The sequence below is a fragment of the Mesorhizobium sp. Pch-S genome (assembly GCF_004136315.1).
Lineage (GTDB): Bacteria > Pseudomonadota > Alphaproteobacteria > Rhizobiales > Rhizobiaceae > Mesorhizobium.
Genome location: NZ_CP029562.1, coordinates 4,501,325 through 4,524,559, shown reverse-complemented (window position 1 = coordinate 4,524,559; position 23,235 = coordinate 4,501,325). Strand labels below are relative to the sequence as shown.

Annotated in this window: 16 protein-coding genes; 13 read left to right on the top strand and 3 right to left on the bottom strand. The window is 60.5% G+C overall.

Annotated features, from left to right (window positions below; genetic code table 11):
• Positions 1 to 135: 135 nt before the first annotated feature.
• The 5 genes from C1M53_RS21210 to C1M53_RS21190 all read left to right on the top strand — a co-directional run bounded on the left by C1M53_RS21210 (position 136) and on the right by C1M53_RS21190 (position 4,789).
• Positions 136 to 1,188, top strand: coding sequence for a DUF2169 domain-containing protein (locus C1M53_RS21210; protein WP_129414030.1), 1,053 nt, complete (start codon positions 136 to 138; stop codon positions 1,186 to 1,188).
• Positions 1,185 to 2,240: a beta-ketoacyl synthase N-terminal-like domain-containing protein gene (locus C1M53_RS21205; RefSeq protein WP_245488235.1), complete on the top strand. Its 1,056-nt coding sequence runs from the start codon at positions 1,185 to 1,187 to the stop codon at positions 2,238 to 2,240. Before C1M53_RS21210 ends, C1M53_RS21205 begins: the two co-directional genes overlap by 4 nt.
• Positions 2,240 to 3,193, top strand: coding sequence for a DUF4150 domain-containing protein (locus tag C1M53_RS32190; protein WP_245488234.1), 954 nt, complete (start codon positions 2,240 to 2,242; stop codon positions 3,191 to 3,193). The genes C1M53_RS21205 and C1M53_RS32190 overlap by 1 nt, the downstream gene beginning before the upstream one ends.
• A 72-nt stretch (positions 3,194 to 3,265) precedes the next feature.
• A complete protein-coding gene (locus C1M53_RS21195) occupies positions 3,266 to 3,817 on the top strand; it encodes an SMI1/KNR4 family protein (protein ID WP_165358205.1) in 552 nt (183 codons plus the stop codon).
• Positions 3,818 to 3,820: 3 nt separating this feature from the next.
• Positions 3,821 to 4,789 (top strand): type VI immunity family protein, encoded by a 969-nt coding sequence (locus C1M53_RS21190; protein WP_129414028.1) that lies wholly within the window; start codon positions 3,821 to 3,823, stop codon positions 4,787 to 4,789.
• Positions 4,790 to 4,835: 46 nt separating this feature from the next.
• Here the strand turns inward: C1M53_RS21190 and C1M53_RS21185 are convergent, their stop codons facing one another.
• The 3 genes from C1M53_RS21185 to tssI are packed head-to-tail and all read right to left on the bottom strand — an operon-like array spanning position 4,836 to position 8,681.
• Complete coding sequence (locus C1M53_RS21185; RefSeq protein WP_245488634.1) at positions 4,836 to 5,906, bottom strand: HEAT repeat domain-containing protein; 1,071 nt, start codon at positions 5,904 to 5,906, stop codon at positions 4,836 to 4,838.
• A gap of 11 nt (positions 5,907 to 5,917) precedes the next feature.
• Positions 5,918 to 6,343 (bottom strand): DUF6484 domain-containing protein, encoded by a 426-nt coding sequence (locus C1M53_RS21180; protein WP_129414027.1) that lies wholly within the window; start codon positions 6,341 to 6,343, stop codon positions 5,918 to 5,920.
• Between the two features lie 10 nt (positions 6,344 to 6,353).
• Positions 6,354 to 8,681: a type VI secretion system tip protein VgrG gene (gene tssI, locus C1M53_RS21175; RefSeq protein WP_129414026.1), complete on the bottom strand. Its 2,328-nt coding sequence runs from the start codon at positions 8,679 to 8,681 to the stop codon at positions 6,354 to 6,356.
• Positions 8,682 to 8,928: 247 nt separating this feature from the next.
• On the opposite strand from tssI, the gene tagH reads away from it, so the two are divergent.
• The 8 genes from tagH (at position 8,929) to C1M53_RS21135 (ending at position 23,223) form a co-directional block, all read left to right on the top strand.
• Positions 8,929 to 9,993, top strand: coding sequence for a type VI secretion system-associated FHA domain protein TagH (gene tagH, locus C1M53_RS21170; protein WP_129414025.1), 1,065 nt, complete (start codon positions 8,929 to 8,931; stop codon positions 9,991 to 9,993).
• Positions 9,994 to 10,553: 560 nt separating this feature from the next.
• Positions 10,554 to 11,774, top strand: a complete 1,221-nt coding sequence (tssL, locus tag C1M53_RS21165; RefSeq protein ID WP_348630001.1) for a type VI secretion system protein TssL, long form — start codon at positions 10,554 to 10,556, stop codon at positions 11,772 to 11,774.
• A 25-nt stretch (positions 11,775 to 11,799) separates the two neighbouring features.
• Positions 11,800 to 15,330 carry a type VI secretion system membrane subunit TssM gene (gene tssM, locus C1M53_RS21160; protein ID WP_207213029.1) on the top strand — a complete coding sequence of 1,177 codons (3,531 nt, stop codon included), beginning with the start codon at positions 11,800 to 11,802 and terminating at the stop codon, positions 15,328 to 15,330.
• Between the two features lie 132 nt (positions 15,331 to 15,462).
• Positions 15,463 to 16,242, top strand: coding sequence for a protein phosphatase 2C domain-containing protein (locus C1M53_RS21155; RefSeq protein ID WP_129414023.1), 780 nt, complete (start codon positions 15,463 to 15,465; stop codon positions 16,240 to 16,242).
• Positions 16,239 to 18,458 (top strand): serine/threonine-protein kinase, encoded by a 2,220-nt coding sequence (locus C1M53_RS21150; RefSeq protein WP_129414022.1) that lies wholly within the window; start codon positions 16,239 to 16,241, stop codon positions 18,456 to 18,458. The genes C1M53_RS21155 and C1M53_RS21150 overlap by 4 nt, the downstream gene beginning before the upstream one ends.
• A 12-nt stretch (positions 18,459 to 18,470) precedes the next feature.
• Complete coding sequence (locus tag C1M53_RS21145) at positions 18,471 to 18,968, top strand: DUF1036 domain-containing protein (protein ID WP_165358351.1); 498 nt, start codon at positions 18,471 to 18,473, stop codon at positions 18,966 to 18,968.
• Positions 18,965 to 21,376: a M23 family metallopeptidase gene (locus C1M53_RS21140; protein ID WP_129414021.1), complete on the top strand. Its 2,412-nt coding sequence runs from the start codon at positions 18,965 to 18,967 to the stop codon at positions 21,374 to 21,376. Before C1M53_RS21145 ends, C1M53_RS21140 begins: the two co-directional genes overlap by 4 nt.
• A 233-nt stretch (positions 21,377 to 21,609) precedes the next feature.
• Positions 21,610 to 23,223: a caspase family protein gene (locus tag C1M53_RS21135; protein ID WP_129414020.1), complete on the top strand. Its 1,614-nt coding sequence runs from the start codon at positions 21,610 to 21,612 to the stop codon at positions 23,221 to 23,223.
• Positions 23,224 to 23,235 lie beyond the last annotated feature (12 nt).

Sequence of the window (23,235 nt, the reverse complement as noted above, 5' to 3'; positions counted from 1 at the left end):
CGACGCGCTTCAGCGCACCGCAAGTTTCGACCAAGAGGTTTCATTTGGCTTCGCAGAGGCGCGATCGGGAGATACGGCACGACACCGAACCCGGCCACTGAAGGGATGCTCCAGCGCTGGAGGAGTTCGGTCAAGATGTTTCCATTGACGAACCTGACGCCGTTCGCGGCCGAGGGGCTGTGGACACGCGACGAGAGCGGACAGGAAGTCTGGCTGGTCGCGATCAAGGCGTCCTTCGAGATCGATCCCGCGGGCGAGCAGGCTCCGCTGAAAAAGCAGATACCGGTCAATATGGCGCCGGTGTTTTCCGCCGACGGCAATGAACTGGTGGATGACGACGATTTTCAAATCGAAAAGAAGCATACGGATGTGCTTGTCGAAGGACATGCCTACACCACTGGCGGTCGGCCAAGCGTCGAGACCACGGCGCGGATCAAGATCGGAGAACTGGACAAGACCGTCAGGGTGACCGGAGACAGAATTTTTGTACCCGGTCCGGTTTCGGTACGCATGACCAATCCCGAGCCGTTCATTCGACTGCCGATCAGTTGGCGCCGGACCTATGGCGGCACGGATATGGAGGCATCCAGTCCGGATTGGGATCAACGCAATCCCGTTGGCACCGGGTTCTCGGTCAACCCGCAACGGCTGATCGGCAAGGCGGCACCCAACTTCGAATATCAGGACGCGCCTTATCGCGACCACCGAAGTGGCCGCCCGGCGGGCTTTGGACCCATTGCGGCGCATTGGCATCCACGCGCCAAGTACGCCGGAACCTACGGGAAAGAGTGGGAGACGACGCGCAATCCGCTGCTGCCCCATGATTTCAATCGCTTGCACTACCAGTGTGCGCCCCAGGACCAGCAAACCAGATCCCCGCTGGTGGGTTATGAAGATGTCAGGCTTGGCGGGCTCACCGCCGGCGGATTCATGCAGTTTCTGTTGCCCCGCGTTACCTTCGACATCACGTCGCATTTCAAGAACCAGCCCGACATCAGGCACGAAGGCGCGTCGATCCACACGCTGCGCCTCCGGCCAGATGACCGACAGTTCGTCATCAGCTGGCTTTCAGCTCTGCCCGTGCCATATGACGAAGAGAAGTTGTCCACGACCACGATCCGCATTCGTAGGCGCACAGGCGTTTCTCCGTTGATCAGCCGCACTGGCGTCTGGCAGGGACCTGAATGATGATCGGTGGGAACCCCATAGTGATCGTCGGCACCGGCGGCCGCACGCCACTCGGACTTTCCACCGAGACGAGCGCCGCGGCAGTTCGGGCTGGGATATCGGCGATACAGGACCACCCCTTCATGATCGATCGTGTTGGCGAGCGGATGAAGGTCACCCGTGACACCGGCATCGACCCGGCGTTGAACGGTCCGGATCGACTGGTTGAAATCGCGACCTCTCCGGCACTTGATGCCTTGGCTCCCTTGCGCAAGGCAGATCCGTCGACGCCTGTTGCGCTCATCTTGTCGACCGGCGAACCGCGGCCGGGGCAGGACGGAGATTTCGCTGCCGAAGCTGACAGACAACTTCGCGTCAGGCTGTCGCAGCATATCGCGTTGGCTGGAGGCGGCTCCAACGCCGGTGGGCATGCAGGCGGGATGCTGGCCATTCATCACGGCTATCGGATGCTGCTGGAAGGCAAGGCGAGGTTTTGTCTAGCGGGCGGCGTCGATAGCTATCTCGAGCCGGAAACCCTGGAATGGCTGGACGAGCGCGAACAGCTCCATTCCGATGAGAACACCTACGGGTTTTGTCCGGGCGAAGGAGCCGGCTTCTGTCTGATGACCAGGCTGAAAACCGCACGGCAGCTGGGAATCCAACCCCTCCTGGAAGTGCTTTGCACCTCCGTCGCCTTCGAGGAAAACAAAATCAAGACCAGGACAATCTGTCTCGGGGAAGGCCTGAGCACAGCCTTCCAGCTGCTGTTCGAACAAGCGCCGACCGATCCGGTCGACCGGATCATCTGCGACATGAACGGAGAGCGTTATCGCGGCAATGAATATGGCTTCGCGGTGCTTCGCAATCCGGGCCGCTTCAAGGATGCCGCCGGTTTCGAAACGCCCGCTGACTGTTGGGGCGACCTCGGTGCTGCATCAGGGCCTCTGTTCGTCGGCATGGTCGCCGAGGCTGAAGCCCGAAACTACAGCAAGGGCCCGCTTTCGCTGATCTGGGCCAGCTCCGAAAACGGCACCCGGGCAGCTGCGCTGCTTGGTGGTCCAGGGGAACGCTGATGCCAACCCACATCACCGTGAACGGCCTTGGACTCACCCACAAGAGCTCCACCGGCTTCTCAAAGGCGACGATACCGGACGTCTGCAAGACACCCACGCCGGGCGGCCCCGTGCCTATGCCTTACCCGAATTTCGCGATGAGCAGCACGTTGGGCGACGGAACTACGACGGTCTTTGCGAAGGGCGGTCAGATGATCGCCATCAAGGGCTCGCAGTACAAGATGTCTACCGGTGACGAGCCCGGCACCGTCGGCGGGGTCAAATCCAACACGTTCAAGCAGGCGACGGATTGGATCACGTATTCCTTCGACGTCAAGATGGACGGAAGCAACGCCTGCCGTGACACCGACAAGAAATTCCACAACAACAAGAACACCGTCGATCTCATGGGCAATGCGAATCCGGCTCCTCCCGCAAAGCCGAACATATTGACCATACCGTGCAAGGACGCACCGGGAAAACCGTCCCCCGGGCGGCACAAATTCAACAAATGCGAGCAGGAAGAGATCTGCGCCAAACTTTCTCAGATAAACAAAATGATGAAGAGCCCGGGCGGCGTAAAGAGCGCCGGCGGCGGAAGTGGGCCTCGCGGATACGACCAGCTGCGAGAGGCCGGCGACAAGCGTGCCAGCCAGTTACGGGGCATGGCGATGCGCCGGAGTCAAAATCCGGAACTTCAGGCGCTCAACAAGAAGGGGTTCAAACATATCTCGAACAAGGCCCCCGACTATTGCCGAGACGCCCTGCAGCAGAAGGCAGACTCGAGCACACCACCCTACAGGAGCTTCAGCGTCGATCACGTCAAGGAAATCCAGTTCTGCGGCCACCCGACAAGGCTCGGCAATCTAAGATGGATGTCGCGCCGCCCCAACAGATGGATCGGCGGCCAGCTCAATCAGTTGAAGACGAGCGGCGGCGGCAAACATACGGGTGTCAAAGGCGATTGCTGCTGATCGGTTGAATATCGCCCTTGTTTCGGGCGAGCAAATGCCGCCGCAACCATGTACCACCGAGGGACTGGATCCATGACCGAACCATTGTCGCTTCCGGAACTGATCGAGCAACTTGCCGATGCCCTGCGCATCTATGATCAATTGGCTTTCGACGAGGAATACGAGCATCCGTTGGGCAAGCCATGTTCGCCGAGCGAGCTTGCTATCCTGGAGAGGAAACTCGGCAAGCCACTTCCGCCCAGCTATCGAGGATTTCTAGAGCTTCATAACGGCTGGGGCGAGTTGTCAGGCGACGCAAAACTCCTTTCGGTTGAAGACCAAAGGGCCGAATGGGTCGAGGAACATCTCGCCGATCTACAGGAGATTTTCGCGGAATTCGATCAGGAGAACCCCTTTGAAAACGGCGCCCTCCCCGTTTTCCTCGGCGAAGATTCCAACCAATGCCTTTACATTGACCCGCATACGCTCCGCAGCAATGGCGAAATGGACTTCGTCGCACTCGACATCACCACCGAGGAAAGGCGCTTTCCTGATTTCACAGCATTCCTGGTCCATAAGCTAAACCTGCTTCGCGACATGATCGACAATCAGAAAAAAGGCATCCCTCGGGACGAAGCGGAATAGAGGATGCAAGTCCCCCCTCTGTCCACCGCGCTTACACAACCTCTCAGGGTTGGTGATGAAGTTGCGCTGAAAATTATGCTGGATCTGACGATCTATCTCGAGGGACCGACCGAGCGCGATTTCGAATTTCTGCTTGACCTCTACGAAAGGATTTGTCCGCCTGCCAGACTGCGGGAATTCAAGATTGCCGAATTGCCACTATGGTCGTCGATCGCCCAGCCGATATTGACTATGCATGGACGAGCAGCTGCTGCCGCAGGCATCAGGCATCCTTATTTCGAACCGGTTCGCGAGCGTATACGTCAAGGCAGGGCCTTTGAAGCGCAGTTTTGGGACGGGCTGGAGATCGAGGAGCCACCTGGAAGCTGGAGCCTTAATTGCCGGCGCATTCATCTCAGAAGCGAAGGGCTGTTCACCTTCGCTCGATTGCTGGTGCCACTGGATACGGATCTTGATGTTCTGATCTCGACAGCGCTAGCGGTAGCCGAGAACCTACCCTTGCATTCAGGCCATGGCGGCCTGGCTTTCGTCTACGAACCCTTGCTCCTGGACGACGCCTTCGACACGATTTACAGCCGGGCGCGACGTTTCTGGGGCGTGGACATCGAGTACATGAATGCCACGCTGCCGTTGACGAGAAATAGCATAAAGGGCGTCAACTGGATTACAGTGGTCGGCAATGCCTTTGCCTCGAAACCAGGCGTTCGTGCCGCACTCGCGGACCTCGCCAACGTGCCGAGCGTGACTGCGATCCAACGCAAGCAAGCAATCGTCCTCATTGCGGGTGAGAGACCTTCAGCTTGCGATCGAAACCGGCCGGACGCCAGTGACGTTCCTTATACTACCCTGGCCAATGCACTTGCGCCGCTGTTTCTGACCGAGCACCCCACCTTCCCTGGTGAACGCTTTGCGACGGCCGGAAACACGATGGGTTGGATTCGCCGTTTTCTCGATCCAGCCGGGTGGCGTTGACGCAGAACCCCTTGGGTACTGCGTTCCTGTGGAAAACGGAAACGCTCTAGTCGAGCAGATTTCTTTGCTTTGCCCAGTCCTTCACATTGTCGGCGACCGGCAGAAATGGCGGATCGTCGTCGAAATGATCGGCGAAAGCCTGCCCCAGCAACAACGTCTCAACCGAAAAAAGCCGGCCGTCTTCGCGAGCTTCGGGAAAAAGTTCGAGGAATGCGGTTCCTGCTGCAACGGCCAGCGCCGGTACACGCATCTGGCGGATCAACCAATGTAGAAGCGTGCGATCGCCAAGCATGCCCGAGGCTCTCACGGCCAGCGGCGCGGTTTCCGGTGATTTGAGCAGTTCACCCAGCCATGCGCGGACATCCTGGTCTGGAGCCGCCTTGATCGCTGCGCGCAGCGCGGTCATTGCATCGGGGCCGCCAGCGACAGCCACCTTGCGCAATCCGGCAATGGCCAGGTCACCCGAACCGAGCTCCGTCAAGGCCCAGGAAGCCCATAGTCGTGGAGGTTCGTCGACATCATCCAGGCAAATTGCGATCTCGGTGACAAGGTCGGTACGTTTCAGCGTCCCTGCAAGACGCAAGGCGACTGAGCGCACGCGCATCTCCGGATCACGAATCAACCGCGCCAGCATCTGTTTCGGATCGACCTTGTGTCCCATACATGCGGACACACCGAGGAAACGTTGGAAAGCATCATGCCCCCCTATCCAATCGCGCACGAGCGGACCGATCGTCTGCGGTTTGTGCCATGTGAGCGCGCCGACAACACCATGGGCATCTTCGAACCGCCGACCCAGTTCCACCGCTTCGGCGATACGCCTTTCGTCTGCCTGTTCGATCGCCAACCAGGTGAACAGGAAGAGTTCGCCCTTCTGCGGAAAATCCTCATAGGCGGCGAGGACAAACGGCCAACTGGCCGATCCAGCAATGCGCAGAGCGTCGAGATTCGCCTCAAGCCGCTTATCAATGCCAGCGACAGCCTTCAGGTCGGGAAGGTCCGTCACCATCAGCGTATCACGCTGGGCCCACAGGAAGGCCGCCTGTTCCACGTGCTGCCTGACAACGTCGCCCACAATCGGTGGCCGCAGCGTAACGTTAAGGTTGGCACGCCCCATCGGTTTTGACATCAGTTCAGGTCGATCGAGCCGCCGCGGATCCTGTTGGTGGCACTCGCCTGGGTTGTCACGTAAGTGCCGCGGATGATGATGCGCCCATCTTTCTCCATGAGGATCGTCGCCTCTCCGCAGCGCAATTCGATGCGCTCCTCGCCGACGATGCACACCCGTTCACCGTCGCGAGTTATCTGCGGTGAGGACACCCTGCGCACAGGTTCGACAATACGCCCGACAACCAAAGGGCGACCCGGATCGCCATCCTGGAACAGCAAAGCAACCTCGGCGCCGATCTCGTCGGAAGCAAGCTCGGTCAAGCTGCGAGCGGCAATCGCCGTCTCCTTTGGATTACCAGGGAAGACAACAAGCGGGGCGCCACTGTCGAAACCTAGGAAAATACCTATGACCACCCCGTCTATACGTTCGCGTGTTTCGCCCATGGCCATACCCTCAATTCTCGCTGATCTTCGAGCCCTTCATCGTGATGTCGCCGGAGGCCTTGAGGCTGATTGTGCCAGACCCCTTGATTGAAATGTCCTTGCCCTCAATCCCGATCGAGCCATCCTTCTTCATCATGATTTTGGCCGACCCACATTTGATCAGAATCTCGTCGCCGGCATCGATCACCAGTTTCTTCCCGACCTTGATCGAATTGTCCTCTCCGACGCTGATCGAGCTGCCCTTGGCAATACCCAGCGAATGAGCGCCGCCAACTGTCGTGGAATCATCAGCTCCGATGCTGGCGCTGCGAGCCGCCCCGACGTTGAATGTCTGGGCGCTGCCGATGGTGACACTCTGGTCCGCGCCGACATTGACGGTCTGCCCGGCGCCGATGGTCCAGCTGTCCCCTGCGCCGATGTCGTGGCTCTGCGCAGCTCCCACCGTCACCGATCGTGTCGCCCCGATCGTGTTTACCTGCGCTGCACCCACGGTCCTCGCTTCAGCGGCCCCAACCGTATCGACGCGTGCGGCGCCCACCGTCACGGTCTGAACCAGACCCACGGTCTGCGAATGGTTGGCGTCGATGTTTTCCGTCGAATTGGCCACGACATGGATCGTCTCGTTGGCCTGGACCGTCAGCGAGCGGTTTGCGCCCACCGTTTCGGTGTCATTGCTGCCGATGTTGGTGGTCTGGTCGACGCCGATCTTGACCGTCTTGTTGTTGCCGACGTCCTCGTCCAGGTTGTGGCCGACGGAATGCTTGGCGTCATGGTCGATACGATCCGACTGATCGTGCTGCACGGTCTTGTTGCGATCGTGCTTGATCAGCAGATGGTGGTCCTTCTGGGCCTGGAAATTGACCAGCTCGGAGCCTGCCTTGTCCTCGAACATCAGCTCGTTGTAGCCGCCGCCGCCTTTCGACGAGTTCGATTTCCACCCCGACTGGGTGGCGTTGCCGGGCAAGCCGTAAGGTGGCATCTCGGCGGCGTTGTAGACCCTGCCGGTGATGATCGGCAGATCGGGGTCGCCCTCGATGAAATCGACGATGACCTCCTGGCCGATGCGCGGGATCTGGATGAAGCCCCAGCCACTGCCGGCCCAAGTCTGCGACACGCGCACGAAACAGGACGAATTCTGGTCCTTCTTGCCGAGCCGATCCCAATGGAACTGCACCTTCACCCGGGCATACTTGTCGGTGAATATCTCTTCGCCCGAGGGGCCGACCACCGTCGCCGTCTGCGGCCCGCGCATGATCGGTCGCGGGGTGATGCGCTGCGGCCGGTAGGGTACCTTGGTTGGGGCCACCCCCAGCATGACCGTGAAATTCTCGCTGTGGGCCTCGTTCTGCGTCCGGTAGCCCGGATCGAACAGCCGGTATTCGGCGCTGACAACCAGATATTCCTGGTTCTGGTCGCTACGTGGAAAGCTCTCCAGATTGAACTTGCAGCCAGAGAAAAGGCCGCGCACGGTACCCGCTGCTGTTGTGCGCTGGTGCACCGCCTGGAGTTCCTCACGGCGAATTCCCGCAATGGTGTCGCCGCGCCCGACATCGAGGTGCGCGCCGGGCTGGCGATAATTTTCGCCGGCTGCCTCCTTGTGACTGAACGGCTGCGCGGACTTCGCCATCAAGTCAGCGCCGGGCTTCTCGAAATCATAGTCAGTATGGGCATAGGCGCCGGGCCGCACCATGCTGCCTGGAATCCATTCGGTGATGTATTCGACATCGCGCCGCGAAGCCCGCCCCTCGAAATTGTAGAGCACCTTGTCGTAACCTGGCGCAGGCTTCAGCTTGCTCATCGCATCGCAGAGCACGAGCGTGTGCTTGCCCTCGTCATGCTCGAAGAAATAGAAGATGCCTTCGTGCTCAAGTAGTCGCTGTACGAAGTCCAGGTCGCTTTCGTCGTATTGCACGCAGTATTCGCGTGAGGGATAGGAACCCTGCAGCCGTTTCTCGAATTTCGCGATGCCGTATTTCGAGAAGATCTTCTCGATGATCTCCACCGCCGTCATGTTCTGGAAGATACGGCAATCGGTGGTGTTGCCGAGGAACCAGAGCCATGGCCTGACCACGGCTTCGTAGAAAGCGAGCCTGTCTTCGATGCGGGTAAGCCTGAACTCCGACACGAGACCGCTGAACCAGCGCTTCGGATCGGATTCCCCTTCAACCGAAACAATACCACCGAGCATCTTCAGTGGATCGACGTCGCGGCTCTTGGAGACGAACCCGACGGTATACGCGAAACAGCGGCTGATCTCATCGCGACCGATGAGATGGGTGAAGGTGAGCAGGTCGGCGCCGACCGGCGTCTGCACGACCGTGGCGCGTTCGTTTGGCATGGGACGTGCCCCTCCTGGACGCGACCGCCAGTGTGATGGATTGAAGCCCCCGTTCTGTTAACTGCATCACGTTCGGGAATTTCAGAACCACCGCACGGAACCCTCGTAAACGTAGCACATGTTTGGTGGAGGCTAAATGCCGGCGTGACAAAACCACATCCGGTACCAGCCGTGTGAAACGCTCCTCTCCCGTTGGCTCCACAAGCTGCTAGAATGGCCGAGATATCAGGTTCGCCGGCGGTTCCGGATGTTCATCTCACTACAGATCAACAATCTCGATGGGCTGCCAGGGGGCACCGTCACGCGTTATGCCGCCCGTGATCGCAGCTTCGAGATCGGCCGGGAGAGTTGTGACTGGACATTGTCCGATCCCGACAAGTTCATCTCCGGTCGTCATTGCGAAGTCAGTTTCCAGGCAGGCACGTTCTGGCTCTATGATGTGTCCCGCAACGGAACCTTCATCAACGGCTCCAGGCAGCGCATGAGCGCACCGCATCGGCTGATCGATGGCGACAGGCTGCTTATCGGCCGCTATGTCATAACGGTTTCGATCGATGAGGAACGTGCCGGCACCACGCCTGAAAACGGAACGACGCAACGCGAGCCGCCGCCGGCGGGTCGCCCGGTAGAACTCGACGCACCGCCCCCCAAACCGACAGAGCGACACCCGGATTCGACAGCGCCGATATCGACGTCTTCATTGCTGCGGTCCGACGCAGCCGCACCGGCCAGCAGGCCGGTGGAAACGGTGAACGTCCTGCGCGACATCGCCATCGCGGCAGGCATGGCGCCGGATGTGCTGCAATCGCGTGATCCACATGAGGTTGCTTCCGAGATCGGTGCGGTGCTGAGGATTTCGGTCGAGCAATTGTCGCTGCTGCTCAAGGCGCGCGCCGCCGCCAAGGTGCTCGCCAAAAGCCCGCACCGCACGATGATCAGTGCCGAGGACAACAACCCGTTGAAGTTCGTGCCTGGAACCGATGACATACTGGAGATCATGTTTGGCAGGCGCAGGGCCGGCTACCTCGATGCCAAGCACAGTGTCGAAGACGCGTTCCACGATCTGAAGAGCCACGAAATTGCAACCTACGCTGCCATGCAGGCAGCACTTTCCAGGCTGCTCGATGATCTCTCGCCCGAGGCAATCGCCAGGAAACTGCCACCGGCATCCTTCTCGTCAAAGAAGAGCCAGGCCTGGGACGCCTTGGTCGCCACCTGGCGTGCGATGGAGGAGAAAAACGAAAACGGCATGCTGGATGTCTTTCTTGCCTATTTCGCCGAAGCTTATGCCAAGGCCGGCAAGCAGAGATAGGCAGGCGCGCAGCAGGCAACGCAATTGCGCCGTCTGTGACGGGTCTCATAGAACAAGCTGCTTCTTTGATCATCCTGCTTTCTGATTTCAATCGGCCTCCTGTGCGATTAAAATGGTGCATGGGAGCTTGCCTTGCGGGAAACGCGGCGTGGCTTGGGGCGTGCAGCAATGTCATGTTTCAGCAAAAAGAGCTTTTCGATCCGACCCAGGCCCCGGTCCGGAACGTGTAAAGCAGGGCCCTTCAACACCAGCCAAACTTCGACCACGGATCTCCGATGAGCGCGACGGATGATCCCTCGGAGCCTCCAGACCGGACCATCGTCCGCACGCCGCAGCTGAGGCCACAGCCATCGGCAGCTACCGAAAATTCCGGCTCGCAAGGCGGGGGACCAGTACCCATGCCTGCGAGGGAATCGACGGTTTTCGACCCTGGCATCAATAGACAGGTTCCGCCTGGATGGTCTTCCGGGACTGTCGTTTTTCACGGCTCTGATCCAGGCGCGGTCGCCGAGCCATCGCCGGCATTGCAACAGGACACTCTCCTTGCTGCGGCAGGCGGCGTGAAATACGCATGCGCCAACCCGATCGTTGCTGCTGCAGCTCCCCTGTTGATGCTCCTTGGCCAGTTGCGGCTGACGCCGGTGGATCGGAAAGCTTCATCCCTGGCAAGGTATATCGCGGATGCGGTCGAGACATTCGATCGTGCCGTGGCGAAAGCCGGCGTCGGCGAGGAGGATGCGCGGATCGCAAAATTTGCTCTTTGCGAAACCATCGATGATCTCGTTGGCAACCTGCCCTGGCCAAAAGAATCCCCCTGGGTTGACCATAGCCTGGTGGTGCAGTTCTTCCATACGCCCGCCACTGGCGTCGGCTTCTACGAGGCTCTGAACGAAATCCTCGCCAAACCCGAAGCCCGCTTCGATCTGCTCGAGCTGATGCATATTTGCCTTTCGCTGGGATTCGAAGGCCAGTACCGGGGACTGGCGAGTGAGCGGGAAACGCTCCAGCGCGTTCGGAGTGATGTCCACGACACGCTTCGCTATCTCAAAGCGCGTGCAACCGACGACATTTCTCCCAACTGGCAGAGTATTGCGGCGACGCAGCCGAAGCCACCAGCCAGCCTCCCGCTCTGGGCGATTGCGGCCGCAGCGGTTGCGCTGGTGACAGCGGTATTCTTCGGCTTGCGCGTCGCGATCACCGATGATGGTGACGCGACCGCCAGAGAATTGCTGGCGCTCAATCCGTCGGCCCCAATCACGATCGAGCGTGCCAGTGTAACGACGGCTGTCGAAACCAAACACGCCAGCCCGTCGCAGCCCGCCATCCCCGACACCACGCAGATCGATCGTATCCGCGTGGCACTTGCCAGGGAGATTGCCAATGGCGGGCTGAACGTCGTCGTGAAGGGCGACTTCATCGTCATCGAGGTCAGCAACCAGCTTCTGTTCGGATCCGGCCAGGCGGAGCTGAAGACGCAGTTCCAACCGATCGCCGTTGACATAGCCACGACGCTCGATGCTGAACCGGGGTTGATCAAGGTTGTTGGCCACACCGACAATGTGAAGCCGAGGAAATCGAGCCAGTTCAAATCGAATTTCGACCTTTCCATCGCCCGGGCAAAAGCGGTCCAGTCGATGCTGGGCAAGCTGTTGAAGGATGCCTCGCGACTGAGCGCCGATGGCAAGGGCGAGGACGAACCGATCGCCGACAACGCGACGGCAGACGGCCGCGCCAGGAACCGCCGCATCGATGTGATGATCCACAAGAGAGGGATCCAATGAGCGGATGCACCGGAGAACGGAGCTGATGCGCTGGATGCTGCGGATATTCAGTGTTCTCGCGCTCGCCGGCTTCTCGGCGGCCATCTGGTATGCCGGGCCGCTGGTCCGCTTCGCCGACAGCCGCCCGCTCGGCTCCGTGTGGCTGAGGGCAATGATCATCGGAGTGACCATTGCTCTCTTGGCGCTGTTTTACGGCATCCATTTCTGGGCAAGGCGCAGGGCGCAAAAAGCACTCGAAAAAGCCATCACGCGCGACGACGAACAGAACAACGATGCACTGGTGCTCGAAGCGGGCATGCGTGAAGCCATCGCAACGTTGAAACGGACGACCGGCAAGCGCAATTTCCTCTATGATATCCCATGGTACATCGTCATCGGTCCGCCCGGCGCGGGCAAGACGACGGCGCTGGTCAATTCGGGACTGAAATTTCCGCTGGCGGGCTCAGGAAATGCGCAGCCCGTCACCGGTGTGGGTGGTACGCGATCCTGTGACTGGTGGTTCACCGACGAAGCGGTCCTGATAGACACGGCCGGTCGCTACACGACATTCGAATCCGACGCCGCGCGCGACAAGGCGAGCTGGCTCGGATTCCTCGGATTGCTGAAGACATACCGTACCAGGCAACCGATCAACGGCGTGATCCTCGCCATCAGCCTCGCCGACCTCATCAGCCTCGACGACCGGCAACTCGACACGCATGTCACCGAAATAAAGGGCCGCCTGCGCGAGCTGCACGAAACACTGAAAATCCAGTTTCCGGTCTATCTTCTTTTCACCAAGGCCGACCTGGTCTCTGGTTTCATGGACTATTTCGCCGACTTCGACGAACAGCGCAGGCGCAAGGTGTGGGGCGCGACGTTCCAGACTGCCGATCGCACAAGAAACATGGCCGTTGAGGCACCTGCTGAATTCGACGCGCTGGCCGAGCGTCTGGCGGAAGAGGTCGTCGACCGGCTTCAGGAAGAGACCGATCCGGTTGCGCGGATCGCCATTTTCGGCTTCCCGGCTCAATTCGGTGCGCTCAGAAACCGGATAACCCATTTCATTGGCAGTCTGTTCGATGCCTCCCGACCGCAGGCAGATGTCTGCCTGCGCGGGTTCTATTTCTCGTCCGGCACTCAGGAAGGAACTCCCTTCGACCAGGTTTTGGGCGCGATCGGGCGCAGCTTCGGCAGCAGATCACAAGCCTATCTTTCGGGCACTGGAAAGAGCTTGTTCCTGCATGATCTGCTGACCAATGTGGTCTTCCCGGAATCGGGCTGGGTCTCCTTCGACAGGGTCGCCGAACGGCGCAGCAGGCTGATCCGGTTTGGCGGGCTGGCAGCGATCGCGCTGGTGGCCTTTGCAGCCCTTGGCGTTCTGGGCCTCAGCTTCTTTGCCAACAGCTCATTGATCGCTTCCACGAGACAGGCGATCGCGCAGTATCAGGACAGCGCGGGCTCACTGCTCAAGAGCACGACCGTGACCGATGTCGACCTGGAAAACGTCATCGGGCCGCTCGACCAGTTGCGTAACCTGCCAGCCGGTTTCGAAAGTGGCAGCCAGGGCAAGCCGATTGAGGAAAGCTTTGGGCTCAGCCAGCGGGAGCGGCTGTCGTCAGCCTCTACGACAGCTTATCGGCAGGCGCTTGAACGAACCTTCAGATCCCGTCTTCTGGTTCAGGCGGAGCGAACCATCCAGTCAAGGATGGCCGATCCGGTGGCACTGTACCAGCCGTTGAAGATCTACCTGATGCTGGGGGGCCAGGCACCGAAAGTCGATGACGATCTGATCGTTTCGTGGATGAAGCAGGATTGGGAGGAAAACCGCTATCCCGGCGAGAACAACCGCGAGGGCCGGGCGCAGATCGAGAAACATCTGCGCGCCATGCTTGAGTTGGATGACGCGTACGATCCGGTCTTCGAACTCAACCAGCCCTTGATCGAAGCCGCACAGCGTTCGCTCGGGCGCATGAGTCTGGCCGAACGCGCGTCGGCGCTGATCGGCTCGGCGGTCTACGCAGCAAGGCTGAGGGATTTCTCCATCGCAGCCAACGCCGGCCCGGAGGCCAGGCTGCTGTTCGAGCGCATGGATGGAAGCGACCTCGCCGATCTTCATGTTCCCGGTCTTTATACCCACGCCGGGTTCAACCGCTTCTTCCTGCCACAGCTTGCGCGCATCGCGCAGATGCTCGTCGACGAGCAATGGGTACTCGGCGGGGGTGGCGAACAGGGTGGCATCGACCAGGACCTGCCAAAGCTCGGCCCCGAGCTTGTCGACCGCTATGGCAAGGAATTCGCCGCCGCCTGGAAAGGCGCGCTCGACCAGCTGAAATTCAAGGCGATGCTGAAAGACAAGCCGCACTACATCGCGCTTTCCGCCGTCGCTTCGCCAGGCTCGCCACTGGACCAGTTGTTTACGGCAATCGCCGACGAGACCGCTCTGACCAGAGGCAGCACTACCTCCGGGGACGAGACCAGCAGTGGTCAGGAGGATCTCGCGAGCGTGGCCAAGGGCCTTTCCCGCATCGGCTTGCAGGTCACCGGAGGCAAATCGCAAAGTCGCGCCGGCGTAAACTCGGCACTGGCACAAAATGCCGGCGCAACCGTGGAGGCACAGTTCCGCTCTTTCCAGACACTGATCAGCGGTGCTGCCGGCCGCCGGCCTCTCGACGCACTGACCCAGAACTTTCGCGATATTTTCCAGAGCCTGAAGCTCTCGGCCGATGCTCCATCACAGACTGAACGCGTCAACGCAAACCTGCAGCTACAGATCTCGACGCTGCGTGCCAACGTCTCGCGCCTGCCCAAGCCGCTCGCGCGCATGGTGACCGCGGCGGCTGACGAGTTCGAAGGCAATGTCGCCGAGACCTCTATGACCAACCTCAACCAGAACCTCGACCAATCCGTCACGCGCGCCTGCGAGGCAGCAGTCAATGGTCACTATCCCTTCGCACGCGACGGCGCGGATGAGATCTCGATGGCGGATTTCGCCAGACTGTTTGCACCCGGCGGCGTGATGGACCGCTTCTTCGCGCAGAACCTTGCCCCGCTGATCGACATGACCGGCCAGGAATGGACGTGGAAGCAGGATATCCGTTCCAGCCGCGGCCTGGCGAAATCGACCTTGAAGGCCTTCCAGTCCGCAGCAGAGATCCGCAGCGCCTTCTTTCCCTCCGGAGGTTCGACGCCGTCGGTGAACATCACCTTCACGCCTTTCTCGCTCAACGGCGATGCCGACAGCGCGATCCTGAATATCGATGGTCAGACCGTCCAGAGCAGCCAGGCCGGGAACGTGCCGAGCACGGTGACATGGCCAGACGGCACGGCTTCCGCGTCCGCGAGCCTCAGCCTCCAGCCGGAAATGCCTGGGCGCGAGTCCGCGCTCAAATTCGATGGACCGTGGGCGTTGAAGCGGTTGTTCGACAAAGCAACCATCACGAACAGCGGCGGCACCATTGAAGCGCGCTTCGTCATCGGGGGACGCGACGTGGCCTACACGATCCAGGCGGGTTCCGGGGCCAACCCCTTCCTCCTGCAGGCCTTGTCCGGTTTCAGCTGTCCAAAGGCTTTTTGAGATGGCCCCGCTCCAGCACGGCAGCTTCGGCCGTCATTTCGATACTCTAACGTACGCGCTTGTGGCAAAATGGCCTGCGTACGCGACCCATCGTTCGTCACAGAGGACGCTCACGAAGCGCTTGGTGGCAATTTGAACACTGTCGCCCTTCCCGTCGAGAGCTTCGGTGTGAGCCACAAGGGCTGTGTTCGCGATCACAACGAGGACAACTACCTTGTCGAACCACAGACCGGCCTGTGGGTGGTGGCCGACGGAATGGGCGGCCATGAGGCTGGTGAACTCGCGTCCGCCAGCATCGTCGATCATCTGGCGACGATCGGCATCCCAAGCTCGGCGCCGGACCTTCGCGCCCGTTTCGAAGACCGGCTGAACCGGGCCAACGCCGAAATCCGCAACATATCGCGCTCGCGTGGCATCACCATCGGCTCCACCTTTGCGGCCCTGCTCGCCATGGACGGTCGCTTCGCCTGTCTGTGGGCCGGCGACAGCCGCATCTATCTGGTTCGCAATGGCCGGATCAGCCAGGTTTCGAAAGATCACTCGGAAGTTCAGGAACTGCTCGACCGTGGCGTTATCAGCGCGGAGGAAGCGCTTACCTGGCCTCGCCGCAATGTGATTACGCATGCAGTCGGTGTCAGTGACCAGCTCAGGATCGATTTCCAGCAAGGCGTGTTGATGGCAGGCGATGTTTTTGTTCTGAGCACCGACGGACTGACCGCGCATGTCCGCGATGCCGAGATCGAAGCGGCTGTCAGGTCGGCCGCACCGCAGGCAGCATGCCGTAGTTTGCTGGAGACGGTGCTGGCGCGCGGCGGAAGCGACAATGTAACCATTGTACTCGTGAAGATCGGCGGCGAGCGCAACGGGAGCTTCAATTCGGATCGGTCCGGAGCGGAAGGCCTCGCAAGATGAGCGACGACGACAAGACACGACTATCGACGAACGTCGCCTATGCGGGTGTGGGTACACAACTCAGCGCCATCTACGAACTCGACGAGAGGATCGCATCCGGCGGCATGGGCGAAGTCTATCGTGGCCACAACATCCAGACCGGCGATCATGTCGCGATCAAGATCGTGCTGCCCGAATTCGCCCGCGACCAGACCATCCTTTCGCTGTTCCGCAAGGAAGCGTCGATCCTCAATCACCTGTCGCATGACGCCGTCGTGCGTTACCACGTCTTCACCATCGATCCTGGAATCGGCCGGCCCTACCTCGCCATGGAGTTCGTGGACGGCCAGTCCCTGTTCGACATCATCCGCCTCGGCGCCATGTCGTCACCGGATGTGCGCAGGCTCTGCCATCGCCTCGCCTCGGGGCTCAGCGCAGTGCATCAGGCCGGCGCAGTCCATCGCGACCTGTCGCCTGACAACATCATCCTGCCGGGCGGCCGCGTCGATCGCGCCAAGATCATCGATTTTGGCATAGCGCGATCGGCCACCGTCGGAGGCGAGACCCTGATCGGCGGAAAGTTTGCCGGAAAATACAACTATGTTTCGCCGGAACAGCTTGGGCTCTTTGGCGGCGAAGTCAGCGAACAATCCGATATCTACAGCCTTGGGCTGGTGCTGGCTGCAACATTGCGCGGCAAGCCGCTGGATATGAGTGGCTCGCAATATGAGGTCATTGAAAAACGCAGGACGGTGCCAGACCTGTCGGACATCGACCCCGATTTCCGCGATCTCCTCGAAGCGATGCTGCAGCCGGATCCACGTGACCGTCCGGCCAGCATGGCGGAAATCGCCAGGGCGACGCGCGACGAGGATCTCGATGCGACATCGCCGCCGGCATTGTTCGGTACGCGCGAGCGTTCAGGTTTGTCTCACACCGGCCGGACAAGCCCTCCCGATGCGCAACAGGCCCTGCCCTCTTCTGCCGAACAGCGCTTCGTCCAGCATGTGCGACCGGCGCACCTTTCGGAGCCGGGAGCAGCACCGGCGCCTGTTGCCGCCAGCCCCTCTACGTCAACCGCGCCGACAAAGTCCGCTCGACTGCCGCTGATCGTCGGCGGTGGGGTAGCATTGGCGCTTTTGGCCGCTGTGGGTCTCTTTTTCAGCGGCACCCTTGCACCCTCGCCGACCTCTGGGAAGGTTGCCGACAACAACCAGACAAAAGACACGCAGCCGGTCCAGCCACCACAACGTCCAGCAGAGGACTCGAAAACCGCCGAAGCCCAGAAACCGGGACAACCGGCCAACGAGCCACCTGCCACCAAGGCACCCGAAACGAGCAAGACGGAAACCGACACCAGGCCGCTGCCAGATACGAAACCGACAGCAACCAAACCTGGCATACCCGGCGCCGACGACAACCTCCCCAAACTGCCGAAGACGAACACGCCGTCCTCTCCTGTTGGCGAAAACCAGAAGCCCGCACAACCGGAAGCGCCGAGCGGGCCAACACAACCGCAACCACCGGCGGCCAGGCCACAGGAGAACAACGACGTTGCGGTCAATCTCCCCAAGCCGGAAATTCCGTCGACGAACAAGGTCGATGAGATGACCCAGCGCGCCTCATGGGTGCGCGACTTTGGCGGCGGCAATTGTTTCTACGCGTCGCTGACATCGGCAACAGATGGTGCGGCAGCGATAGAAGGCTTCGGAATGGCCGTGCAGCCTTTCGAGCGGATGCTCGGTGATTTCCAGTCAAGGTTCCATCTCGAACCGGAGATCAGCGTTCGGCTTATCGCTGAGCCGCAATGCGAGGTAACCAGCTTCCTGCGATTTTTCGACCGCAACAGTGCCGAGCGGCCGCAGCTTGTCCTCGACAGAACATCGGTGTCCGACGGCTCTCCGATCAGCGGCTCACTGGTCACGCGTGGCGGGCTTGTCTCGAACGTCATGCTGATCGATCACAAGGGCATTGCCTTCAACCTCGACGACCGCATGGTCGCGCAGACCGACAAGGCCGCGTTCAGCATCCCCATCGGTCTTGGTGCCAGCGACAAGGCTGCCGGCAAGGCCGTACCGCAGATCATGCTGGTGATCACCGGGCCACGCGACGTCCAGGCTGCAATGTTCTCGAGACCGACGCCAGCTTCGGAGCTCCTGCCCAGGATCCTCAAGGAGATCGAGGCGGACAGTGCACAGTTTTCCGCAACCGCCAAATATTTCCGACTTGGCGGATAGATATGGATGCCGATGGACCTCCGCTGCCCGCGCCTGTTTTGGCCACTGTCACGCGAGCGGCGTGGCTTGTTTCAAACATGGCCTGAATTCTCCGGCCGCATGATCGCCGCCACGCTGCTTGCGGCAACGCTGCTGTCGATCCTGTCGATCGACACGGCCCGTGCAGAATTCACGGTGTGCAACCAGACGCTCGATGTCGTCAATCTGGCTGTCGGGCAGAAGATCGACGACGCCGACCAGACCGACGGGTGGTGGACCATCGGCGCCAACCAGTGCGTGAACGTCATCCGCGAGGAATTGGCGAACCGCTACATCTATCTCTATGCGACGGATGTCTTCGGTCACGCGATCCTCAACGGATCGGTCGAAATGTGCGTCGACCGACGCCGCTTCTCGATACGGGGTATCGACGAGTGCTGGCAGCGTGGCCATATCGCGGCGCGCTTCGTCGAAGTCGACACGCTCGAACAGGTACGCTGGACCTATTTCCTGACCGGAAACAGCCCGTGACGCACAGCATCGACACGAGCTTCAAACAAAAGAAGCAGGCGCGCCGGAACGAACGCCGGCGCAAATTCTGGCGCAGGACCCTTGCCGGCCTCGCCACGCTCGCGATCATTGCAATCGTCACCGGCTTCTATCTCACCAGGGACTACTGGTCTTTCGGAGACGAGGACGAGGAACTGCATCCCATCGAAGACATGGAGGACGTACCGCCCGATGCCCGCGTCTATGTACCGGCCATCATCGATCTCGCTGGCGATCCGATGTGGATCACACTTGCCCCTGATGCCGACACCGCAACGAAAAGCCGCGCAATCGCGCGGCCGGCCGGGCTCGACAGTTCAGGCGTGTCGCCGCAGATCGAGATCCTCTCCGACGTGATGCTGAGTGCCAGCGAAAAATTCATGACGACGATCCCGTCAACACAGGAGGATTTCGCATTCTTCCAGGCGCAGCGACAGGCGGCACCAAAATCTCCGACGACCACGGGCGGCGATCTGCAGCCGGCCTCGCCCACGCAGGGCGAGGTCGCCGGCGATCAGCAAGGCGATCTGGAAAACGATCTCCAGCCTGCACGGGACGGAAGCGCAGCCTCGGCCCCCCAGGCAGACGTGGACGACCCGGAGGCCGGCTGGGGCGAGACCATCGATCAGGGCGAAGCGGCCCTTCCCGCATTCAAGAAAACCGCGATCGACGACACCACCACCGTTGCGACAGTGACCAGTGAACATCAGCGCTTCGAAGCGACCGAGGATACTTTCGTAAGGATCTTCAACGACCGTAGCCTGGATAGCGTAGCGCTCGACGCGCATTTCTCCCCCGATGACGCGAAATTGGCAGGCGAGGCGCTGAAGACGCTTTTCAACCGCGACGGACTGGAGTCCGGCTTTGTCGTCGCCCTGCGCGGGTTCCGGCCTAACCGCGAGACGACCACCATGTCGCTCATGCAGGTTTCGATCTACGCCAGGAATGTCTATGTCGGCACTTTGACCCGCAATGCATCAGGCACCTTCGTGTCGGGCGTCGATCCATGGGTCAGCCAGGACCTCTTCAACTATTCCGGCACGTCCGATCAGGGGGGACCCAAGCGGCAATATCGCCTGCTTGATGCGATCTATTCGACGGCGGCACGCAACAAGGTTCCCACGAGCATTATCGGCGAGGCAATCATGTATCTGTCCCGCGGACAGGACCTGGATGCCTTTGCCAGCGAAGACCAGCGTCTGGTTCTTATCTATTCGCAGACGCCTCGCGGCCAGGACCAAGCCTCAGGGAAGGTCCTCTATGTCGGCGTCTCAGGCACAGCCAAGAGCCTCGACTGTTTCGTCTTCCAGCAGAATGACGGCCAATATGCATGCGTCACGGGCAACGACGAAGTTCGTTCCCTGACCATGGTCAACGGCATGGTCACTCCGGTGAGCGGTGTCATGACCTCGACTTTCGGCCCGCGCAAGCATCCGATCCTCGGTACGGTTCGGATACATAAAGGCACCGACTGGGCTGCTCCGGTCGGCACTCCCATCGTGGCAGCTTTCGATGGCGAGATCACGTTCCAGGGTGATGGTGGCGGTTACGGCAATCTGGTGAAGATCGCCCATGCTAACGGGCGTGAGACGCGCTACGCTCACATGCAAAAATTCGCCATCGCAAGTGGCATCGGCACCAGAGTGAAGGCCGGCGATATCATCGGCTACGTCGGAACCACCGGGCTTTCGACCGGCCCGCATCTTCATTTCGAGCTCTACCAGAACGGTGAGGCGATCGATTCCCTGGGAACCGTGACGACGGTCGCAACCAGCAGTTTCGGCGGTTCATCCGATGTGGCTGTCGAGACCCTCACCGAACGGATCGTTCATGTCGAAAGCGGCGGTAGCGCACGCGCCAAGAATCCGAACTCGTCCGCAACCGGCGCTGGCCAGTTCATCACCAAGACATGGATCCGGATGATGAACACGTATCGCCCCGATCTGGCCAGAACGCTGTCGACGGCGGATCTGCTCGCGCTCCGTTACGACGCCACGCTCTCGCGCGAGATGGTGCGCAACCTCGCACGCGAGGGCGAAGCGTATCTGCGCGGGCGCGGCCACCAGATCACCGCCGGACGCCTCTATCTCTGCCATTTCCTCGGTATGGAGGGTGCGCATCAGGTCTTGGCGGCGTCGGGCTCGTCGCAGTTGAGTGCCGTCCTGGGATCGGCGGTGATCCAGGCCAACCCGTTTCTCACCGGAAAAACTGCCGGCTATGTCATCGATTGGGCCGAGCGCAAGATGGGACAAAGGGTGACGCGGGTGGCGGCCGATCAGAGCCAGCCGACGACGATGCAAATTCGGCAGACATCGCCGGAATTTGAAAAGTACAAGCAGGCGATAACGGCGTTGCTCGGCTCGCTCGAAAATCCGCTTGAGCCGGGCTAGCCGAAGCCCATTTCACAAGATCAGAGCGGCCGCAAAGCCGATTTGGTTTTCAAGCCGGTGGATGGTATATTGGACCTCTTTGCAGAGGCTTTGTCAGGCGCCCTGTGAACCGCATATGTGACCGGGATCACATACGCCGATAGCCATTTTTGGCAGAAGCGACTTTGTCGCTCACCTGTTTGAGCATGCACAGACATCAATGATACGCCCCCTAAGGGGTGGAGGGCTGATCCATGAAAGCGTTCGCCGTCCTGTTGACTGGATTAATTCTTGTCGCCTTGACCGCCTTCGGTGTCCAGGCTGCCAAATCCGATACCAAGCGTGTCGCGCTTGTCATCGGCAACAGCAAATACGTCAATGCCGTCGCCTTGCCCAATCCGGCCAATGACGCCCGCCTCATCGCATCCACGCTGCGCAACGCCGGCTTTGAGGTCATCGAGGGTGTCGACCAGGACAATGCCGGCATGCATGGTCTGATCGGCAAATTCACCGAGGAATCCTACAACGCGGATCTTGCGATCATCTTCTATGCCGGCCATGGCATGCAGGTCGACGGCAAGAATTATCTCATCCCGGTCGATGCCGAGCTGACGTCCCCGGCCTATCTCAAGACCCGCACCGTTCAGATCGACGAATTCATGGCAGCGTTGCCGGCCGATCCGGCCGTCGGCATCATCATACTCGATGCCTGCCGCGACAACCCGCTTGCACGCACGCTGGCCGCTGCACTGCCAAAGAGCCGCTCGCTGGGAGCCGGCCTTGCTCCGGTTGATGCAAAGGTCGACGGCGTCGGCACTGGCGGCGTGCTGATCGCTTATGCGACGGATCCCGGCGCCATCGCCTACGATGGCAACGGTGTCGACAGCCCCTATTCGCTGGCGCTCGCCAAGCACCTCACCCAGCCCGGCGTGGAAATCCAGAGTGCGCTGACACGCGTCCGCGGCGAGGTTACGGAAGCCACGCAGGGTCGGCAGCGGCCATGGCACAATGCTTCCCTGGGGCGCGAGGTTTTCCTGGGCAAGCCCGCGGCGCAGACGGCCACACCGGGCATCGCGCCGCTTGCTGATGCAGCCAAGACGACAGCGGACCCGCCCACCGCAGTCAGCGGCCCGTCATCCTGGGAGATCGAGCAGCGCCTGTGGGATGAAGCATCGAAGAGGAATGCCGTCCCCTTCTACGAGGCGTATCTTGAGCAGTTCCCGAACGGCCGCTTCGCCACGGTGGCAAAGCTCAACATCGATCAGTTGAAGGACCCGAAGGCCGACAAGCAGGTTGCCTCGCTCAGCACAAACGGATCAACCACCAATCCGGGTTCCGCCGTGCGCACCACGGTCGGCATCACCGATGAGATGAAGCAGACGCCCGGCACCGAGCTGACTGAAAATGCGATCGGTCTCGATCGCAACGGCCGCATCGACCTACAATTGCGCATCGAGGCCTTGGGCAACGAGCTTGGCTATGTCGACGGCAATCTTGGGCCGAAGACACGGCAGGCCATCGGTGTCTGGCAGGGTAAGAACGGACTGCCGCAAACCACCTATCTGACGCGCGAGCAATTGGCGTTCCTGGCAATCCAGACCGACCCGATATTGGATACGATACGTGCCAAGAAAGCCGCCAGTCGGATCGACATGGCCCCCTCCAAGAAACAAACCGTGCAGAAGACCCGTACGCTCAAACCGGTGACGCAGCAGAAACCGCGGAAGAAACAGCAAGTCGTCCAGCGCAAGCGCAACAGCGATATAGAAATGCGTGACGGGCCGCCCCCAAGAGACGACGGTGACTTCCTGACAAAAGCCCTGATCTTCGGCACCGGCATTGCGGTGGGCGGTGCGCTCAAGAACTGATCTCGAACAATC

Coding starts and splice junctions, on each gene's coding strand:
- C1M53_RS21135 (WP_129414020.1), top strand. CDS start 21,610: ATGAAAGCGTTCGCCGTCCTGTTGACTGGATTAATTCTTGTCGCCTTG.
- C1M53_RS21205 (WP_245488235.1), top strand. CDS start 1,185: ATGATGATCGGTGGGAACCCCATAGTGATCGTCGGCACCGGCGGCCGC.
- C1M53_RS21185 (WP_245488634.1), bottom strand. CDS start 5,906: ATGGGGCGTGCCAACCTTAACGTTACGCTGCGGCCACCGATTGTGGGC.
- C1M53_RS21210 (WP_129414030.1), top strand. CDS start 136: ATGTTTCCATTGACGAACCTGACGCCGTTCGCGGCCGAGGGGCTGTGG.
- tssI (WP_129414026.1), bottom strand. CDS start 8,681: ATGCCAAACGAACGCGCCACGGTCGTGCAGACGCCGGTCGGCGCCGAC.
- C1M53_RS21145 (WP_165358351.1), top strand. CDS start 18,471: ATGGACCTCCGCTGCCCGCGCCTGTTTTGGCCACTGTCACGCGAGCGG.
- tagH (WP_129414025.1), top strand. CDS start 8,929: ATGTTCATCTCACTACAGATCAACAATCTCGATGGGCTGCCAGGGGGC.
- C1M53_RS21190 (WP_129414028.1), top strand. CDS start 3,821: ATGCAAGTCCCCCCTCTGTCCACCGCGCTTACACAACCTCTCAGGGTT.
- C1M53_RS21150 (WP_129414022.1), top strand. CDS start 16,239: ATGAGCGACGACGACAAGACACGACTATCGACGAACGTCGCCTATGCG.
- tssM (WP_207213029.1), top strand. CDS start 11,800: ATGCGCTGGATGCTGCGGATATTCAGTGTTCTCGCGCTCGCCGGCTTC.
- C1M53_RS21195 (WP_165358205.1), top strand. CDS start 3,266: ATGACCGAACCATTGTCGCTTCCGGAACTGATCGAGCAACTTGCCGAT.
- C1M53_RS21180 (WP_129414027.1), bottom strand. CDS start 6,343: ATGGGCGAAACACGCGAACGTATAGACGGGGTGGTCATAGGTATTTTC.
- C1M53_RS32190 (WP_245488234.1), top strand. CDS start 2,240: ATGCCAACCCACATCACCGTGAACGGCCTTGGACTCACCCACAAGAGC.